Here is a 17,160-nt window from a genome sequence, read left to right as displayed (position 1 = left end):
CAGCACAGTCCTGCCACGACTCATCAGGGGAGAAGTTGACCGTGCGTTCCTTCCGCATGCTCGCCGTCGTCACCGCGGCCGCCGGCGCGCTCGCGCTGGCGGCCCCGGCGGCCACGGCGACACCCGCGCCGGCGGCCCCGTCCGCCGACGCCCAGCAGTCCGCCGGTTCGACGAAGGCAACGCCGTCCAAGCCGGTGATCGCCACCTACAAGGGCCGGCAGATCGACCTGGCCAAGGGCTGGGACGGCGCCCGCGTCTGCACCGAGGTGACCGGCGGCGCCGTCTACTGCCATGACAGCGTCGCCGAGGCCGACCAGGCGCTCGCCACCCTCGACCCGGCGCTCGCCCGGACCGCGAAGGCCGCACCGGCCGCGGCCCCCGGCGTCGTGCTGTCGCCGCAGGCGACCTCCGACTGCGGCTCCGGCTGGGCCTGCCTCTGGGAGCACACCAACTTCTCCGGCTCCCTGCTGCGCTGGTCGCAGCCGGGCACCAAGTACCTCTCCGACTGGTCGTTCCGCGACATGGCCAGCGCCGCCTGCGTGTTCCGTTCCAGCGGCGACCTGACGGTCTACGACGACCGCACCCTGCAGCCGGACCCCTCGGTCTACCTGTGGAACGGCAACTGCTACGACTTCACGGGCCTGAGCTACCCGTACGGCGGCAACTGGAACGACAAGGCGGACTACGTCGTCCTGTAGCGGGCGCCCGCACCGACGCCCGAAGGCCGGCCCCCTCCCCGGGGTGCCGGCCTTCGTCGCGGTCGCCCGCCGATGTCACACCACCGGCTCGACGACCTCCTCCTTCACCCCCTCCGGGGCCTGCGCGGCGCCCACCTTCTTGTTCCGCAGCACCGCCGCCGCCAGCACGGCCGCCGCCAGGACGCCCGCCGCGCTGAAGGTCAGGGTGGTGGACATCGCCGAGGTGAACGCCTCCCGGGCCTCGTGGGCCAGGCCCGGGTCACCCTTGGCGCCGGCCTCGGTCAGTGCGCCGAGGATCGATGCCTTGGCCTGCTCGGAGGAGCCCGCCGGCATCTTGTCCGCGTAGCCGCCGGCCAGCAGCGAGCCGAGGATCGCGATGCCGAGCGCGGTGCCCGCCTGCTGGATCGTGTCGTTCAGGGCCGAGCCGACGCCCGCCTTCTCCGGCGGGATCTCCCCCATCAGCGCGCCGACCGCGGCCGGCATGGCGAGGCCGGCGCCCAGGCCGAGCAGGGCCAGCGCCACCGCCGGGACGGTGAAGCCGGTGTCCGCGTCGACCGTGCTGAGCAGGACGAACGCGCCGGCCATCAGCCCCATGCCGACCAGGACCAGCGGCCGGAAGCCGATCTTGGCCGTCAGGCCCGCGCCGGCGCCGTTGCCGATCAGGGCCGCGACCGCCATCGGCACGAAGGCCAGGCCCGCCTTGAGGGGCGAGTAGTCCAGCACGAACTGCAGGTACTGGGTGAGCACGAGCAGCAGCCCGCCGTTGCCGATCTGGACCAGGGTCAGCGAGAGCGAGCCGCCGCTGAAGTTGCGCTTCCTGAAGAGTGCCAGCGGGACCATCGGCTCCGCCGCCACGTTCTGCCAGACCACGAAGCCGCCGAGCGCCACGACCGCCGCCGTCAGCGAGATCAGCGAGTTGCCGCCGAACGCGCCGTGCTTCGGGATCTCGATGATCCACCAGATCAGCGCGGTCATGCCGACCGCCGAGAGGACCGCGCCCAGCGGGTCCGGCTTCTGCCACGGGCCCTTGGACTCGGGCATCAGCACCAGCGCGGCGGTGATCGCCAGCACCACCACCGGCACGTTGATGAAGAAGATCGAGTGCCAGGAGAAGTGGTCGATGAGCACGCCGCCGAGCACCGGGCTGCCGACCAGGCCGAGCATCGAGACCGAGCCCCAGGCCGCCATGGCCTTGCCGCGCTCGTCCTCCTCGAAGACGGTGATGAGGATCGACAGGGTCGAGGGCATGATCAGCGCGCCGCCGACGCCCATCGCCACCCGGCTCGCGATGACCTCACCGGGGTTGGTGCAGACCGTCGCCGCCAGCGAGGCCGCTCCGAAGAGCACCAGGCCGAGGATCATGATCTTCCGCCGGCCGAACCGGTCGCCGAGGCTTCCGGAGGTCAGCAGCAGTCCGGCGAAGACCAGGATGTAGGAGTCGAGGATCCACTGCGTGTCCTGTGCGGTGGCCTTCAGGTCCTCGGTCATCGACGGCACCGCCACGGTGAGCGCCATGCCGTCGACCACCAGGACGAGCGTGCTGAGGCACAGCACGACCAGGATCCACCAGCGCCGCGGGTTACGGCCTTCCATGATTTTCTTCCCCTCCGAAGTACGACGATGCGTACGGCGTTCCGTCGATGCGCACACTGTACGCAGCGAAGAACGGTGTGCGCAATCCTGTTTCCTGTACGCTTCCTGCGAACGGTGTGCGCAGGGATGTCCTGAGACCGATTCCAGTGAGGGAGGGCCGACCGATGGCCGCCGAGACGAACCCGATCCCGTCCGTGTGGGCCCGGCGGCAGCGGGAGCCCGAACAGCCCGCGCTCAGCCGGGAGGCGATCGTCCGCGAGGCGGTCGCCGTGCTCGACGCCGACGGGGTCGAGGCGCTCTCGATGCGCAAGCTGGGCGCCCGCCTCAACGCCGGCGCGACCTCCCTCTACCGGCACGTCGCCACCAAGGACGAGCTGATCGAGCTCGCGCTGGACGAGGTCTTCGGCGAGATCCCCGTCCCGGACCCCCACGCCTCCGACTGGCGGGCCGACGTCACGGCGACCTGCGAGGCGTTCCGGGCCACCGCGCTGCGCCACCGCTGGCTGGGGTCCGTCATCGGCCAGGCCGGACTCGTCTACCTGGGGCCCAACCTGGTCACCGTCTCCGAGCGGATGGCCGCGCTGTTCTCCGCCGCCGGCTTCCCGGAGCCGTCACGGGCCATCGACACCGTGCTCTCCTACGTCCTCGGGATGAGCACCAGCGAGGCCGCCTTCCTCACCACGGTCATGCGGAGCGGCCGGACCGAGGCCGAGTTCATCGCCCGCCTGATGCCCTCCGCCGAGAAGGCGGTGGCCGAGCACGAGTTCCTCGCCGCGGCCTTCGCCGAGGCGGCGACCGGCGCCGTCACGGACCCGGCCGCCCTGCGGCACGAGAAGTTCGCCTACGGCCTGGACGTCATCCTCGACGGCCTGGCCCTCCGGCTCCCCCGCTAGGCTGCCCGCTTCGGGCGCGTCCGGGGCCCGCGACCGCCGCCCGTCCCGGCGGCCGCCGACCCCGGACGGCCGGTCGTGCCGACGGCCGGTCAGACCCGCCGGATCACGACGTCTCCGACCTGCGTCCGGGCCCGCACCTCGACCGTCTCCCCCGACCCGCCCGGCGCGTCCGAGGCCTCCAGCGCGGAGCGGACGCCGCCGACCCTGGTGTGCACGTCCAGCCAGGCGGCGGTGCCCTCCCGGATGCCGACCTCAAGATCCCCGATGGAGGTCTGCAGGACGGTGCGACCGCGGACCACCTCGCCGATCCGGATGCTGCCGTGGGCCGACTTGGCGTCGACCCCCGCCTGCGCGATGCCGACGGTGATGGCGCCGTTGGAGGAGTTGGCCCGCAGCTCCCCGCCGACCTCCCCGACGACGGTCTCGCCGTTGAGGTTCTTGACCGTCACCGAACCGGCGACGGTGCCGAGCTCGATCCGCCCGGAGGCCGACGCCTCGGCGTCGCCGTCGGCCCGCCCCAGCCGGACGTCCCCGTGGTCGGTCCGCAGCCGGACGGTGGCCGCCTCGTCGACCTGGATCCGGCCGACCGAGGTCTTCAGCCGGCAGTCGCCGAAGACGCCCTCCAGCAGGAAGTCGCCCATCGGCGCGTCACCGCGGACCTCCGAGCCGGCCGGCAGCTCGACGGTGACATCGATGGATCCCGTCCGGCCGAAGATCGAGCGCTTCTTCGGGGCCTTCACGACCAGGACGCCGTTGGCGCAGGTGATCCTGGTCTGCTCGGCGAGCCGGACGTCCGGCTCGGCGCCCGGATCGGTCGGGCGCACCTCGACCACCGTGTCGGTGCGCTTGGACGCGGTGATCCGTACCGAGCCGATGTCGAACTCCAGGGTGGCGCTGATCGGGTTGGGCGTGTCGAAAGAAGGCATGGCTGTCCCGTCCTCGTGGCTCTGCCCGGCGTTTCCGCAGGTGGAAGAAGGTGTGAGTAGGCGGATGGATGGCGCGGTGGGCGGCCCGGCTAGCGGACCCAGCCCGTGAAGCCCTGGCCGAGGCCGCGCCGGGGCCGCGGCTCGGGCCGGGCGGGCGCGCCCGGGTCCAGCGCGGCGCCGACGGCCCGGACCAGCCAGGCGTTGACCGAGAGGCCCTCCAGCCCGGCGGCCTCCTCGACCCGGGCCTTGAGGTGGGCGGGCAGCCGGAAGTTGATCCGGGCGGTGTTGCCGTCGTCGAGCGGCTCCCCGGGGCCGGACGGCGCGGCGGAGGGAGCGGGGGATGGCGCCACGGATGGCACCGGTGACACCATCGTGGAGCCAACCGGCTCCACATCGTGGAAGGCGTCCGCACCCGGCGGCACCTGGACCACGAACTCCGGCTCCAGCCCGCGCAGCCGGACGTCCACCGAGCCCGGCGCCAGCTCCCGCGTCACCTCCCCCATGGCATCGGAGAGCGCGTTCAGCAGCGTGAGCCGGGCGGCCGATTCCAGGGGCAGGGTCAGGCGTTCGGCCAGGGCGCGGGCCTCGTCCCCGCCCGCGCCCGCGGCCACCGCGAGCTCGTGCCGGAGGTTGTCGACGTACGGCGTGAGATCCATGGCCAGAGCATGGCACACCTTTGGCGCCATGTCGAGCCTTTTTGGCACCACTCCATGGCGCCACTCGAACGAGTGAGCGGCGCCATGGACGCCGAGGGCCCCGCCGGCATCCGCCGACGGGGCCCTGGAGAGCGGGGAACCGCAGCTCAGGCCTGGCGCCACCGCGCCAGGTGGGCGTCGATCTCGCCCGCCAGCCGGGCCTTGCCCGGCGCGTCGAGGAAGGAGGCCTCGACCGCGTTCTTCGCCAGCGCGGCCACCCCGGCCTCGTCCAGGCCGAGCAGCCGGGCCGCCACCGCGTACTCGGTGTTGAGGTCGGTGCCGAACATCGGCGGGTCGTCGCTGTTGACGGTCACCAGCAGCCCGGCGTCGACCATCCGCCTGATCGGGTGGTCCTCGATCCGCTCGACCGCGCGGGTGGCGATGTTGGAGGTCGGGCAGACCTCCAGCGGGATCCGGTGCTCGCCCAGGTGGTCGAGCAGCGCCGGGTCCTTGACCGCCTGGGTGCCGTGGCCGATGCGCTCGGCGCCGAGCACGCGCAGCGCGTCCCAGACCGTCTCCGGCCCGGTGGTCTCGCCCGCGTGCGGGACGCTGCGCAGGCCGGCCGCCCGGGCCCGGTCGAAGTAGGGCTTGAACTGCGGGCGCGGGACGCCGATCTCCGGGCCGCCGAGGCCGAAGCTCACCAGGCCCTCGGGGGCGAGGTCGACGGCGAGCCGGGCGGTCTCCTCGGCGGCCGCCAGACCGGCCTCGCCGGGGATGTCGAAGCACCAGCGGAGCACCACCCCGAGGTCCTTCTCGGCCCGCAGCCGGGCGTCCTCGATGGCCTCCATGAAGGCGACGTCGGGGATACCCCGGCTGACCGAGGAGTAGGGGGTGACGGTCAGCTCGGCGTAGCGGATGTTCTGCCGGGCCATGTCCTCGGCGACGCCGTAGGTCAGGGCGCGGACGTCCTCGGCGTCGCGGATCAGGTCCACGACGCTCAGGTAGACCTCGATGAAGTGCGCGAAGTCGGTGAAGGTGAAGTACTCGGCGAGGGCCTGCGGGTCGGCGGGCACCCTCGCCCTGCCCTGGTGGCGGGCGGCCAGCTCGGCCACCACGCGCGGCGAGGCCGACCCGACGTGGTGGACGTGCAGTTCCGCCTTGGGCATCGCGGCGATGAACGCCTCGATGGAGCGGTCCGCGGGGGCCGCGGGGGTGCTGGCGCTGGGGGTTCCGATCCGACTTCCGTCCGGCTGGACCACGGGGGTGCCCTTCTCTGGGTTCTACGCGCGTTTCGAGCGGTGTTCGCAAGGATAAGCAGACCGGGCTCAGCCGCCGAGGGCGACGGCCGCGGTGTGGATCAGCAGACCGGCCAGCGCACCGACCACGGTGCCGTTGATCCGGATGAACTGGAGGTCCCGGCCGACGTTGGCCTCGATCTTGCGCGAGGCGTCCTCGGCGTCCCAGCCCGCCACCGTCTCGGAGATCAGCGAGGTGATCTCGGCCCGGTAGGTGTCGACCAGGTACTGGGCGGCGTCCTGGAGCCAGCCGTCCACCTTGGCCTGGAGCCTGGCGTCGGTGGCCAGGCGCGTACCGAAACCGTGCACGCCCTCGCGGATGCGCCGGCGCAGCTCGCTCTCCTCGTCCTCGGCGGCGTTCAGCACCAGCGAGCGGACGGCGGCCCAGGTGGAGGCGATGAGGTCCTGCACCTCGGGCCGGGCGAGCAGTTCCCCCTTGGCCCGCTCGACCCGGGCGATGGTCTCCGGGTCGGTCTGCAACTCGGTGGCGAAGTCGGCGAGGAACTTGTCGATCGCGCCGCGCGCCGGGTGCTCCCGGTCGTCCCGTATGTCGGTGACGAACCGCATCAGCTCCTTGTAGACCCGCTCGCCGACCTGGTGGTCGATGAACTTCGGGGTCCAGCCGGGGGTCTTCTGGGTGACCCGCTGGACCACCTCGGCGTGGTTCTCGGTGAGCCAGTCGTGCGCCCGGACGGTGATCAGGTCGACCACCCCGTGGTGCCCGCCGTCCGCGACCACCTTGCCGAGCATCCGGCCGGCCGGCTCGGCGACCGAGGTGGCCGCGGCCCGGCGGGTGACCGCCTCGGCGACCACCGCCTGCACGTCGTCGTCGCGCAGCACCGCGAGCACCCCGCGCAGCGCCGCCGAGGCCTCCTTGGTGACCCGCTCGGCGCTGCCGGGCGCGGCCAGCCACTCGCCGAGCCGCCGGGCGATGCCGAGCGCGGCCAGCCGGCCGCGCACCACCTGGCCGGAGAGGAAGTTCTCGCCGACGAAGTCGCCCAGCGAGCGGCCGAAGGCGTCCTTCTTGGTCGGGATGATCGCGGTGTGCGGGATGGGCAGGCCGAAGGGGCGGCGGAACAGCGCGGTCACGGCGAACCAGTCGGCCAGCGCGCCGACCATGCCGGCCTCGGCGGCGGCCGCCAGATAGCCCGCCCAGGCACCGGCGCCGGCCGCCTTCGCCCAGGTGGCCAGGGCGAAGACCAGGGTCGCGAGGGCCAGCAGGCCGGTCGCGATGGTCTTCATCCGGCGGACGCCGCGTCTCTTCTCCTCGTCGGCCGCGGTGAACCGCATCCCGGGGCCGGTCCCGCTGAAGGCTTCGTCGCTCACCCCGCCAGTCTGCCCGCTGGCCGGCGCGAACGGACGGCGCATCCGATTGTCGCGCGCCGGTCGGCTGTCGTACCCGCCCGCACGACCCGTTCCCGGGGGCGGGGAAACCGCGCGGACGCGGCGTCACACGCCCCCGAGCACGATCCGGCGCACCCCGTCCACACCCACCCAGCGGGCCGGGTCGGTGCACCGCCGCCCGTCCAGCAGCACCCGGACGCCCGGCAGGTCGGCGGGCGCCAGCTCGCGGTACTCCGGGTGGTCCGCCTGGAGCACCGCCGCCGCCACCGGCTCGCCGTCGTACGCGGGCAGGCCCAGCGCCGTCAGTTCCCCGGCCGGGTAGAGCGGGTCGGCCACGTACGGCCGGGCCCCGGCCGTACGCAGCGCCTCGACCAGCGGGAACACCCCCGAGTAGGCGGTCTCCTTGACCCCGCCCCGGTACGAGGCCCCGAGCACCAGCACGCCCTGCCCGGCGAGTCCGCCGTCCAGGGCGCCGTCCAGCACCCCGACCGCGTACGCCGGCATCTCCAGGTTGGCCGCCCGCGCCGCGCGGACCACCGTCGCCGTGGGGTCGTTCCACAGGTAGAGCCGCGGGTAGACCGGGATGCAGTGGCCGCCGACCGCGATGCCCGGCCGGTGCAGGTGGCTGAACGGCTGCGAGTTGCAGGCGTCCGCGACGGCCGCGAAGTCCACCCCGATCCGGTCCGCGTAGCGGGCGAACTGGTTGGCCAGCGCGATGTTGACGTCCCGGTAGGTGGTCTCGGCGAGCTTGGCGAACTCGGCGGCCTCGGCGGACTCCAGCTCCCAGACGCCGTTGGGCCGGCCCGACGCGGCCAGTTCCGGGCGCGGGTCGAACTCCAGCACGGCCCGGTAGAACTCGGCGCCGCGCCGGGTGGAGGCCCGGTCGATCCCGCCGACCAGCTTGGGGTAGCGGCGCAGATCGGCGAAGACCCGGCCGGTGCGGACCCGCTCGGGGCTGAAGACCAGCGCGAAGTCCCGCCCGGGGGCGAGCCCGGAGCCGGCCGCCAGCCGCGGCGCCCAGCGGCCCCGGGTGACGCCGACCGGCAGGGTGGTCTCGTAGCTGACCAGCACGCCCCGGCGCAGCCCGGCGGCGACGGCGTCGGTGGCGGCGTCGAGCAGGGTGAAGTCGGGCGTGCCGTCGGCGGCGGTGACCAGCGGGACGACCAGGACGACGGCCTCGGCCCCGGCGACGGCCGCCGCGGTGTCGGTGGTGGCGCGCAGCCGTCCGTCGGCGACCACCCGCTTGAGCGCCTCGTCCAGGCCCGCCTCCCGGGGGAACGGCGGACGGCCCCGGTTGACGGTCCCGACCACCGGGGCGGCGACGTCGGCGCCGGTCACCCGGTGGCCCATGGCGGCGAACTGGACGGCGAGCGGCAGGCCGAGCTTGCCGAGGCCCACTACGCAGATGTCGAGCGGGCGGGCGGCGGGCGGCCGGACGGCGGGCGCGGTCACCGGCGGCCCCCGTTCGCGGCGGAGTCTGAGCCTGAGCCGGTGCCGGTGCCGGAGCCGGAGCCGGTGCCCGAACCGGAGCCGGTGCCGGAACCGGGCCCGGAGCGGCCCACCGCGCCCGCCAGCCGCCGCCAGGCCGGATAGCGGCGCAGCCGGCGGCGCACCTGGACGGGCACCGCACCCCGCCACAGCTGCTGCACCAGCGTGGGCGGCGCCGCGCCCGGAACCGGCGCGGCCGCCCGGGGCGCCACCGTCTCCTCCCCCAGCAGGAACAGCTCGTCCGCCAGCCCCAGCGCCCCGTCCCGGAACGCCGGGTACGCCGCGTACCGCCGCCGCACCCCGTCCGCCCCGTCCTCGGTCACCACCGGCGGCGCCCCGTACTCCGCCTCGTGGGCGATCAGCTCGCAGAGCGCCTCGTGCCTCCCGCCCGCGGCCAGCTCCAGCCGGACCCGGTCCGCCGCGGCGAGCCGGTGGTACACCTCGTGCGCCGCGAACCGCCGGACGAGCTCGCCGACCCCGGCGCAGACCTCCTCCCGCAGCCGCGCGTCGAGCGCCAGGAAGTCGGCCTGGAGCAGCTGCGGCACCTCCCAGCCGAAGTGCCGCGCCCTGATCGCGTCCAGCTGCCCGCCGGGCGCGGCCAGCTCGGCGGCCACCCACTGCACCGCCGCGACGCCCCGGATCCGGTCCAGCGCCCCGGCCCGCTGGGTGACGTTGCCGCGGTCCTCGCGCAGCACCAGGAAGTAGTGGTCGTAGTCGGCGAGCACGGAGATCCGGCGGGCCCGCAGACAGGCCGCGAGGGTGAAGGGCTGGTCGGAGTAGACCTTCAGCTCCTCCTTGCGGGCCAGGTTGTGCCGCCGGATCAGGTCCAGCCGGAACAGCTTGGTGTCGGCGAGGGCCCAGGCCAGCGCGGAGTCCTCGAAACCGACCGAGGCGGCGGTGGTGTCGAAGATGCCCTGCGGGACCAGCCGCCCGTTCACCCCGACCTGCTTGGGGATCAGCACGTCGGAGTCCCAGGCGTCGGCGGAGGCCACCATCCGCTCCAGCGCCTCGTCGCCGAGCCAGTCGTCGGCGCCGAGGAAGAGCACGTACCGGCCGCGGGCCAGCGCCAGGCCGCGGTTGGTCGGGGCGGCCGGGCCGCCGGAGTTGGCCTGGTGGACCACCCGGAACAGCCCGGGGTGACGGGCCGCGCAGGTGTCCAGCAGTGCGCCGCCGCCGTCCGTGGAGCCGTCGTCGACCGCGACCACCTCCATGCGCGCGTGCCCGATGCTCTGCCGGACCAGGGAGTCCAGACAGGCGGTCAGGTACGGCATGGTGTTGTAGACCGCGATCACCACGGTCACGTCGGGTACGGTCATCGGGCGCTGCCCTCCGGTGCGCGGGTCGGCCGGGACGGTGCCCGGCGCGCGCCGCCCGCGGAACGGGGCGGGCGGCGTGCGCCGGGCGATGCAACGGTCAACTAGGCGGCACGGCGCGGGGTCACGTCCGCCACCCGCACGAGCGAGCGGCTCCGGACACCCGCGTCCCGGTCGAACGCTCAGCCGATGGCGACCTCCGCGTACATCCGGGCGATCACGTCCTCGATGGCGGGCTCGCGCACCGAGAGGTCGACCAGGGGGTAGCGGGCGGCGACGGCCGCCACCACCGGCGCGGCGCTCTGCTCGGCGGGGAAGGCCAGCCACTGGCGCGGGCCCTCGACCCGGACCACCCGGGCGCCGGGCACCTCGATCGGCGGGCGCTCCTCGGCCAGGTCGACGACCAGGGTCCGCTCGCTGTCGCCGACCGCGTGCAGGCCGTCGAGACCGCCGTCGTAGACGACCCGGCCGTGGTCGATCACCATGACCCGGTCGCACAGCTGCTCGATGTCGGTGAGGTCGTGCGTGGTGAGCAGCACCGTGGTGCCCTGGTCGCGGTTGACCTCGCGCAGGAACTCGCGCACCTTGCCCTTGCTGACCACGTCCAGGCCGATGGTCGGCTCGTCCAGGTAGAGCACAGCGGGGTCGTGCAGCAGGGCGGCGGCGAGGTCGCCGCGCATCCGCTGGCCGAGCGAGAGCTGGCGCACGGGCGTGTCGAGCAGCGCGCCGAGGTCGAGCAGCTCGACGCAGCGTTCCAGGTTGGCGCGATATCGGTGGTCGGGGATCCGGTAGAGCCGGCGGGCGAGTTCGTAGGAGTCGCGCAGCGGGAGGTCCCACCAGAGGGTGGTGCGCTGTCCGAAGACGACGCCGATCCGGCGGGCCAGCGCCACCCGTTCGCGGGCCGGGTCGACGCCGGCCACGCGCAGCCGTCCGGAGGTGGGGACGAGGATGCCGGTGAGCATCTTGACGGTGGTGGACTTGCCGGCGCCGTTGGGGCCGATGTAGCCGACGCACTCGCCGGCCCGGACGGTGAAGGTCAGTCCGTCGACGGCGCGCACCTCGCGCTTCTCCCGCTTCAGCCGGCCGGCCTTGGTGCGGACGGTGAAGGTGCGGCGGACGTCGTCGAGTTCGATCAGTGCCATGGGTCTTCCTCAGAACGGTGGGAAAGGAGAGTCAGCTGCCGGCGCCGCGGTAGGCGCGCAGTCCGGCGCGCCAGACCAGTCCGGCGGCGGACAGCGCGAGGACGGCGGCCAGCGGCGAGGCGAACTGGAAGGCGGCGGGCAGGCCCAGCGGGTCGGGCTTGTCGAGGATCCTCAGCGCGGGCAGCCAGTTGACGAAGGCCAGCGGCACGCCGAAGACGACACCCGCGACCAGTTCCTTGGCGAACACGGTCGGCGGGTACTGCAGCACGGTCGCGCCGCCGTAGGTGAAGGAGTGGTGCAGTTGCCCGGACTCGCCCCACCAGAACTGCAGGCTGGCGAAGGCGATGAAGACCGCCGCGAAGATGAGGCTGCCGCAGAGCAGCAGCACGGGCACCAGCAGCACCCGGTCCCAGGTCCAGTGGACGTCCAGCACGAACAGCGACCAGCCCAGCACGGCCGCCGCCTGCGCGGGCCGTCCGATCCGGCGCAGCGAGAACCGCTCGGCGCAGACCTGGGCGAGCGCGGGCGCCGGACGCACCAGCATGGTGTCCAGGGTGCCGCTGCGGATCCGCTCGCCGAGGGCGTCGATGGAGCCGACGAACAGGTTGGCCGTGCCGAGGGCGAAGGCGGAGGTGCCGTAGAGGAAGCCGAGTTCGGGCAGGTCCCAGTCGCCGAGGCTGTCGGTGTGCTGGAACATCAAGATGATCACGACGAAGTCGAGGAAGGTGATGACCACGTTGGCGAAGGTCATCAGGGCGAACGACGCCCGGTAGGACATCAGCGCCCTGGTCCACATGGCGGCGGTGAGCCACCAGGAGCGCAGCGCCCACGCCGTCCGGGCGGCCAGCGGCTCCCGGGGAGCCAGCGGTTCGCGGGAAGCGAGCAGCTCAGCCACCCTGGACCACCACCTTGCGGGTGGCGAGCAGCTGGACCAGCCGCCCCGCCGCGAGCAGCACCAGCGCCCAGGCCAGCTGGAAGGCCAGCGCGCCGAGCAGCCCGGTGCCGGTGACGCGCTCCAGGAAGACGTCGGTCGGCACCTTCACCAGCGCCGCCCAGGGCAGCAGCGGGGCGAGTTCGCCGAGCCAGCCGGGGAAGAGCGCGAGCGGCAGCAGCATCCCGGAGAGGAAGATCGACAGCATCACCACCAGGGTCCGCACCCCCTCCGTGTCGTGCAGCCAGAAGCCGGTGAGCGAGACGAGGAACCGCACACCGAAGCTGACCACCACCGCGAGCAGCACCGACAGCAGGAAGAACACCCAGGTCAGAGGGTGTTCGGGCATCCTGGTGCGGAAGGCCAGGGCGCCGACCAGCACGGGCGGCACGCCCCGGGCGAACAGGTCGAAGGCGGCCCGGCCGAGGTCGGTGGCCAGCCACCAGCCCTGGAAGTCCACCGGGCGGTAGAGGTCGATGGCGATGTCGCCGCTGCGGAACCGCTCCTGGACGTCGTCCTGGAAGCCGCCGCCCATCACGGCCACCGTCATCAGCAGGGCCTGGCTGATCCAGATGTAGGTGACGGCGGCGCTCTCGTCGTAGCCGCCGAGGCCGGGGCGGGCCCGCCAGAGGGCGAGGAAGGTGGAGGCGAGGATGAAGCCGAAGACGGTGTTGGTGAAGGCTCCGGCCAGGGTGGCGGCCCGGTAGGTGGAGAAGCGGCGGAACGCGCCGCCGACGACGGCGGCGTACAGGCGCAGGGCGGCACGGGCGCCGCCGGGATCGGGGGGACGGAGCTCGGCCCGCGACGGCCCAAGCTTCTGCATATTGTCTCCTTATCGACAAATGGCGGCACAGGGAGACCCTGTCCGCGAGCGCGCATGCCGGACCGGCCCCGACCGTCCCCTCCCCGGGGGTCCCGGGCCGGGCGGGCGGAGCTCGACGGGCCGGGCCCGAAGTGGCTGCGCTATGTGGTGTGCACCTTTCACCGTACTGCGGCGCAACCCCGCCCGCACCCGGTTTTCCCCATCACCCGACCGGAGCCGCGCCGCCCCTGATCCAGGGTCAAATAGCACATAATCTCCGCATGACCCTGCGCACCAGCCGCCAGGCCAGACGGGCCGCCCGCCGCGAGGCGCGCCGCGCCCTGCCGCTCTGGCGACGGCTGCTGCCCACCTGGCGGGTCCTCCTCGGCGCCGCCCTCACCGCGCTGCTGCTCGCCGTCGGCGCCTTCGCCGTGCTCTACGTCGTCGTGCCGCTGCCCGACCCCAACGCCCAGGCGGTCGCCCAGAGCAACATCTACCTCTACGCCGACGGCGTCACCGAGATCGCCCGCACCGGCGCCGTCAACCGCACCGACGTCACCATCGACAAGGTCCCGATCAGCACCCGGCAGGCCGTCGTCTCCGCCGAGGACCGCACCTTCTACCAGAACCGCGGCATCGACCTGAAGGGCATGGTCCGGGCCGGCTGGAACAGCCTGACCGGCCAGGGCATGCAGGGCGGCTCCACCATCACCCAGCAGTACGTCAAGAACTACTACCTCACCCAGAGCCGGACCATCGAGCGCAAGGGCCGCGAACTCCTCATCGCCCTCAAGGTCGACCAGCAGCGCGACAAGGACGAGATCCTCGCCGGCTACCTCAACACCAGCTACTTCGGCCGCGGCGCCTACGGCGTGCAGAGCGCCGCCCGCGCCTACTACGGCGTCGACGTCTCCGAACTGACCCTGCCGCAGAGCGCCTACCTCGCCGCCCTGCTCCAGGCCCCCAGCCTCTACGACGTGAAGACCGCCACCCCCGCCAACCGCGAACGGGCCGTCGCCCGGTGGCACTACACCCTCGACGGCATGGTCCAGCTCGGCTTCCTCAGCGCCACCGAACGCGCCGCCCTCGCCTTCCCCGACCCGATCGACCCGCAGCCCGCCAGCGGCCTGGCAGGCCAGGCCGGCTACCTGGTCGGCGTCGCCGACGACTACCTGGTCGGCAGCGGCATCCTCGACAGCGCCACCCTCAAGGCCGGCGGCTGGCGCATCACCACCACCTTCGACCAGCAGAAGCAGGACGCCTTCGCGCACGCCGTCCACGACGAGCTCACCGAGGAACTCGACCCCGCCGCCCGGCCGGACACCGACACCGACGTCCGGGTCGCCGGCGCCTCCGTCGAACCCGCCACCGGCCGCGTCGTCGCCGTCTACGGCGGCCCCGACTACGCCAGGCAGCCCTACAACGACGCGCTGCGCCAGGACAACCAGATCGGCTCCACCTTCAAGCCCATCGACCTCGCCGCCGGCCTGACCTCCAACCACAGCAGCGGCGACGGCCGCCCGATCACCACCGAGACCCGCTACGACGGCACCAGCGAGCGCCCCGTCACCGACGGCCCCACCCCGTACGCGCCGCCCAACGAGGACGACATCGACTACGGCACCGTCACCCTGCGCCAGGCCATGGTCAAGTCCGTCAACTCGGTGTACGCGCAGCTCGGTGTGGACGCCGGGCTCGACCACGTCCGGGAGACCGCCGTCCGGCTCGGCATCCCCGCCGACGTCTCCGGCATGGACCCGGCCAACACCTCGATGACCCTCGGCACCGCCACCCCCAGCGCCCTCGACCTGGCCGCCGTCTACGCCGCCCTCGCCAACCACGGCGGGGCCCACCGCCCCTGGTCGGTGGCCGCGCTGGAACGCATCACCCCCGGCACCGGCCCCGTCGACGCCCCGGACCTGCCCGGGCACGAGGCCGCCGCCGCCCTCGACCGGGGCACCGCCGACGCCGTCACCGACGTCCTGCGCGAGGTCGTCGGCCCCCGCGGCACCGGCGCCGCCGCCCTCGACCTCGGCCGGCCCGCCGCCGGCAAGACCGGCACCACCGACGCCAACCTCTCCGCCTGGTTCGCCGGCTACACCCCCGAGCTCGCCACCACCGTCGGCCTCTTCCGGGAGAACCCGAAGACCCACGCCAAGGAACCGCTGGCCGGCACCGCCGGCTACGCCCGGATCAACGGCGGCGCCTTCCCCACCCGGATCTGGACCGCCTACATGAGCGACGTCCTGGAGGGCACCGCCGTCCAGTCCTTCGACCTCGAACCCGCCGAGGGCAACGGCCGGCCCGTCGGCGGCGGCCCGGCCGGCACCCCGACCCCCACCGCCCCGGCCTCCGCGAGCGCCACCCCCACCGCACCCTCCCCCGCCCCGGACGGCACCGCCGGCCAGGCCCCGGCGGCACCGGCTGTGCCCGCCGCACCCCCCGTCCCCCGGCAGCCCACCGTCCCGGCCCCGGAGCCCGGCCGCACCACCGCCGCCCCCGAGCCGGCCACCCCCGTGGCGCCCACCCCGCAGGAACCCGCCCCGCCGCAGCCCGCCCCCAGCACCCGGCCCACCGCCGACCGGCCCACCGCCGGCCCGCCGACCACCGCCCCCGGCCGGACCCCGGACCCGACCCGCACCCCCGTCCTGCCGCCCGCCACCAAGCCCCCGGCCACCGCCCAGCCCGGCACCCCGCCCCCGGCCTGACCAGGGCCTGGCCGGAGCGGGACTCAGGCCACCAGCTCGCGCTCCAGCGGCGTGCGGAACCGCGGCGTCACCCGGACCGCCCCCAGCCAGCGCGCCAGCCGCCGCGCCTCCTCCGCGACCGCCGCCCGCGCCTCGGCCCCGGCGTCCTCGAACAGCCGCCACACCACCTCGCCGTCGGCCCGCTGCGCCCAGCCGCCGATCACCCGGCCGCACCACCACACCGTCGGACCCGCGTTCCCCGCCCGGTCGAACAGGGCCGGCACGTCCTCGGGCCGCAGGTACCAGTCCCGCCCCCGCCAGCCCATCACCGCCGGATCCAGCGCCGGCAGCAGCGCCGCCCACGGCTCCGGCTCCGCCACCGGCCCCTCGTCCCCCGGCAGCACCAGACCGGTCGCGCCGCCGTCCAGCACCGCCTCCACCGCGCCCACCTCGGCCAGCGCCCTGCGGACGTCCCCCAGCGTCCAGCCGGTCCACCACTTCACGTCCTCGACGGTGCCCGGCCCGTACCGCGCCAGCCAGCGCCGCACCACCTCCGCCTTGGCCTCCCCCGCCGGCACCTCCGGCCACGGCGCCAGCGGCGCCCACGGGTAGCTGCTGCTCAGCCACGACCCGCGCGGCCGGCAGCGCCGCACGTGCCCGTCCGAGGCCAGCAGCCGCAGCAGCCGGCTCCCCACGCTCTGCTTCGCCTCGTACCGCTTGCCCGCCGACATCAGCATCGTCTCTTGCAGCGCCGGCACGTCCGCGCCCAGCTCGGCCGTGGTCGCCTCGCCGCGCACCGCCAGCGCCGCCAGCACCTCCCGCTCGGTCTGCGCCAGCCGCGCCCCGCTCCACCCCTCGGCGAACTCCGCGAGGTGCTTCAGCAGCGTCGCCCGCTCCTTGGCCGCGATCTGCCGCGCCGCCGCCGCGCTCACGTACGGCGCGAACTCCTCGGTCACCGCGAAGATCGTCCGCCGCATCGACAGCAGCTTCACCAGCGAGACGTCCTCGTACAGCGCCCGCTCCACCTCGGCCGCGGACGGCTCGCCCAGCCGCGCGCACGCCGACAGGTACACCGTCGCGGCGTCGCTGGCGTGCAGTCCGACGACCGCGTCGGCCACCTCCTCCGCCCGCGCCGCCCGCACGGACGGCGCCAGCAGCAACCGCCTCCCCAGCCGTGCCCGCCGCTGCCCGTCATCGATCGGAACCGCCCCGTTGACCACCATGAACGGATCCTAGAAGCCCGGCCCGTCGGACGGAGGGCGACCGGGGAAAAGAGCGGGCGCACGCGGACGCCGGTGGGGCGCCCCGCCCCCCGCCCCGCGGCCCCCCCGCGGGGGCCGTGGCGCGACAGGTTGTGGGCCCGGGCGCCCCCGGGGGGGCCCCCGCCCCACCCCGCCCCCCCGGGCAGGGGGC

Annotated in this window: 14 protein-coding genes; 3 read left to right on the top strand and 11 right to left on the bottom strand. The window is 74.3% G+C overall.

The window, feature by feature from the left end; translation table 11 throughout:
• Window positions 1–41: 41 nt before the first annotated feature.
• Window positions 42–698, top strand: a complete 657-nt coding sequence (locus tag ACFVFS_RS02670) for a peptidase inhibitor family I36 protein (protein WP_380619281.1) — start codon at window positions 42–44, stop codon at window positions 696–698.
• A gap of 75 nt (window positions 699–773) precedes the next feature.
• Here ACFVFS_RS02670 and ACFVFS_RS02665 read toward each other — a convergent pair whose 3' ends face one another.
• The gene (locus ACFVFS_RS02665; protein ID WP_380619279.1) at window positions 774–2,291 is read right to left on the bottom strand and encodes an MFS transporter; all 1,518 of its coding nucleotides are present in this window, start codon (window positions 2,289–2,291) and stop codon (window positions 774–776) included.
• 164 nt (window positions 2,292–2,455) lie between these two features.
• Here ACFVFS_RS02665 and ACFVFS_RS02660 point away from each other — a divergent pair, with 164 nt between their 5' ends.
• A complete protein-coding gene (locus ACFVFS_RS02660) occupies window positions 2,456–3,184 on the top strand; it encodes a TetR/AcrR family transcriptional regulator (protein WP_380619277.1) in 729 nt (242 codons plus the stop codon).
• A gap of 89 nt (window positions 3,185–3,273) precedes the next feature.
• Here the strand turns inward: ACFVFS_RS02660 and ACFVFS_RS02655 are convergent, their stop codons facing one another.
• The 9 genes from ACFVFS_RS02655 to ACFVFS_RS02615 form a co-directional block, all read right to left on the bottom strand.
• On the bottom strand, window positions 3,274–4,110 hold the full coding sequence (locus ACFVFS_RS02655; protein ID WP_380619275.1) for a DUF4097 domain-containing protein: 837 nt from the start codon (window positions 4,108–4,110) through the stop codon (window positions 3,274–3,276).
• Between the two features lie 89 nt (window positions 4,111–4,199).
• Complete coding sequence (locus ACFVFS_RS02650) at window positions 4,200–4,766, bottom strand: hypothetical protein (RefSeq protein WP_380619273.1); 567 nt, start codon at window positions 4,764–4,766, stop codon at window positions 4,200–4,202.
• 146 nt (window positions 4,767–4,912) lie between these two features.
• Complete coding sequence (locus ACFVFS_RS02645) at window positions 4,913–5,980, bottom strand: adenosine deaminase (RefSeq protein WP_380619440.1); 1,068 nt, start codon at window positions 5,978–5,980, stop codon at window positions 4,913–4,915.
• A 90-nt stretch (window positions 5,981–6,070) separates the two neighbouring features.
• Window positions 6,071–7,408, bottom strand: a complete 1,338-nt coding sequence (locus ACFVFS_RS02640; RefSeq protein WP_380619271.1) for a DUF445 domain-containing protein — start codon at window positions 7,406–7,408, stop codon at window positions 6,071–6,073.
• 81 nt (window positions 7,409–7,489) lie between these two features.
• Window positions 7,490–8,836 carry a nucleotide sugar dehydrogenase gene (locus ACFVFS_RS02635; protein ID WP_380619269.1) on the bottom strand — a complete coding sequence of 449 codons (1,347 nt, stop codon included), beginning with the start codon at window positions 8,834–8,836 and terminating at the stop codon, window positions 7,490–7,492.
• On the bottom strand, window positions 8,833–10,188 hold the full coding sequence (locus ACFVFS_RS02630; RefSeq protein ID WP_380619267.1) for a glycosyltransferase family 2 protein: 1,356 nt from the start codon (window positions 10,186–10,188) through the stop codon (window positions 8,833–8,835). Before ACFVFS_RS02630 ends, ACFVFS_RS02635 begins: the two co-directional genes overlap by 4 nt.
• A gap of 179 nt (window positions 10,189–10,367) precedes the next feature.
• Window positions 10,368–11,327 (bottom strand): ATP-binding cassette domain-containing protein, encoded by a 960-nt coding sequence (locus ACFVFS_RS02625; RefSeq protein WP_380619265.1) that lies wholly within the window; start codon window positions 11,325–11,327, stop codon window positions 10,368–10,370.
• A gap of 31 nt (window positions 11,328–11,358) precedes the next feature.
• On the bottom strand, window positions 11,359–12,222 hold the full coding sequence (locus tag ACFVFS_RS02620) for an ABC transporter permease (protein ID WP_380619263.1): 864 nt from the start codon (window positions 12,220–12,222) through the stop codon (window positions 11,359–11,361).
• A complete protein-coding gene (locus tag ACFVFS_RS02615) occupies window positions 12,215–13,015 on the bottom strand; it encodes an ABC transporter permease (RefSeq protein WP_380619438.1) in 801 nt (266 codons plus the stop codon). Before ACFVFS_RS02615 ends, ACFVFS_RS02620 begins: the two co-directional genes overlap by 8 nt.
• A 326-nt stretch (window positions 13,016–13,341) precedes the next feature.
• Here ACFVFS_RS02615 and ACFVFS_RS02610 point away from each other — a divergent pair, with 326 nt between their 5' ends.
• Window positions 13,342–15,768 (top strand): transglycosylase domain-containing protein, encoded by a 2,427-nt coding sequence (locus ACFVFS_RS02610; protein WP_380619261.1) that lies wholly within the window; start codon window positions 13,342–13,344, stop codon window positions 15,766–15,768.
• A 23-nt stretch (window positions 15,769–15,791) separates the two neighbouring features.
• Here the strand turns inward: ACFVFS_RS02610 and ACFVFS_RS02605 are convergent, their stop codons facing one another.
• A complete protein-coding gene (locus ACFVFS_RS02605) occupies window positions 15,792–16,970 on the bottom strand; it encodes a winged helix DNA-binding domain-containing protein (RefSeq protein ID WP_380619259.1) in 1,179 nt (392 codons plus the stop codon).
• Between the last annotated feature and the right edge of the window lie 190 nt (window positions 16,971–17,160).

The sequence above is a fragment of the Kitasatospora sp. NPDC057692 genome (assembly GCF_042799475.1).
Taxonomy (GTDB): domain Bacteria; phylum Actinomycetota; class Actinomycetes; order Streptomycetales; family Streptomycetaceae; genus Kitasatospora.
This window is presented reverse-complemented; position numbering and strand designations above follow the sequence as displayed.

Excerpts from the sequence above, each read along its gene's own strand:
- ACFVFS_RS02665 (WP_380619279.1), bottom strand. The coding sequence starts at position 2,291 with ATGGAAGGCCGTAACCCGCGGCGCTGGTGGATCCTGGTCGTGCTGTGC.
- ACFVFS_RS02660 (WP_380619277.1), top strand. The coding sequence starts at position 2,456 with ATGGCCGCCGAGACGAACCCGATCCCGTCCGTGTGGGCCCGGCGGCAG.
- ACFVFS_RS02655 (WP_380619275.1), bottom strand. The coding sequence starts at position 4,110 with ATGCCTTCTTTCGACACGCCCAACCCGATCAGCGCCACCCTGGAGTTC.
- ACFVFS_RS02650 (WP_380619273.1), bottom strand. The coding sequence starts at position 4,766 with ATGGATCTCACGCCGTACGTCGACAACCTCCGGCACGAGCTCGCGGTG.
- ACFVFS_RS02640 (WP_380619271.1), bottom strand. The coding sequence starts at position 7,408 with ATGCGCCGTCCGTTCGCGCCGGCCAGCGGGCAGACTGGCGGGGTGAGC.
- ACFVFS_RS02630 (WP_380619267.1), bottom strand. The coding sequence starts at position 10,188 with ATGACCGTACCCGACGTGACCGTGGTGATCGCGGTCTACAACACCATG.
- ACFVFS_RS02625 (WP_380619265.1), bottom strand. The coding sequence starts at position 11,327 with ATGGCACTGATCGAACTCGACGACGTCCGCCGCACCTTCACCGTCCGC.
- ACFVFS_RS02610 (WP_380619261.1), top strand. The coding sequence starts at position 13,342 with ATGACCCTGCGCACCAGCCGCCAGGCCAGACGGGCCGCCCGCCGCGAG.
- ACFVFS_RS02605 (WP_380619259.1), bottom strand. The coding sequence starts at position 16,970 with ATGGTGGTCAACGGGGCGGTTCCGATCGATGACGGGCAGCGGCGGGCA.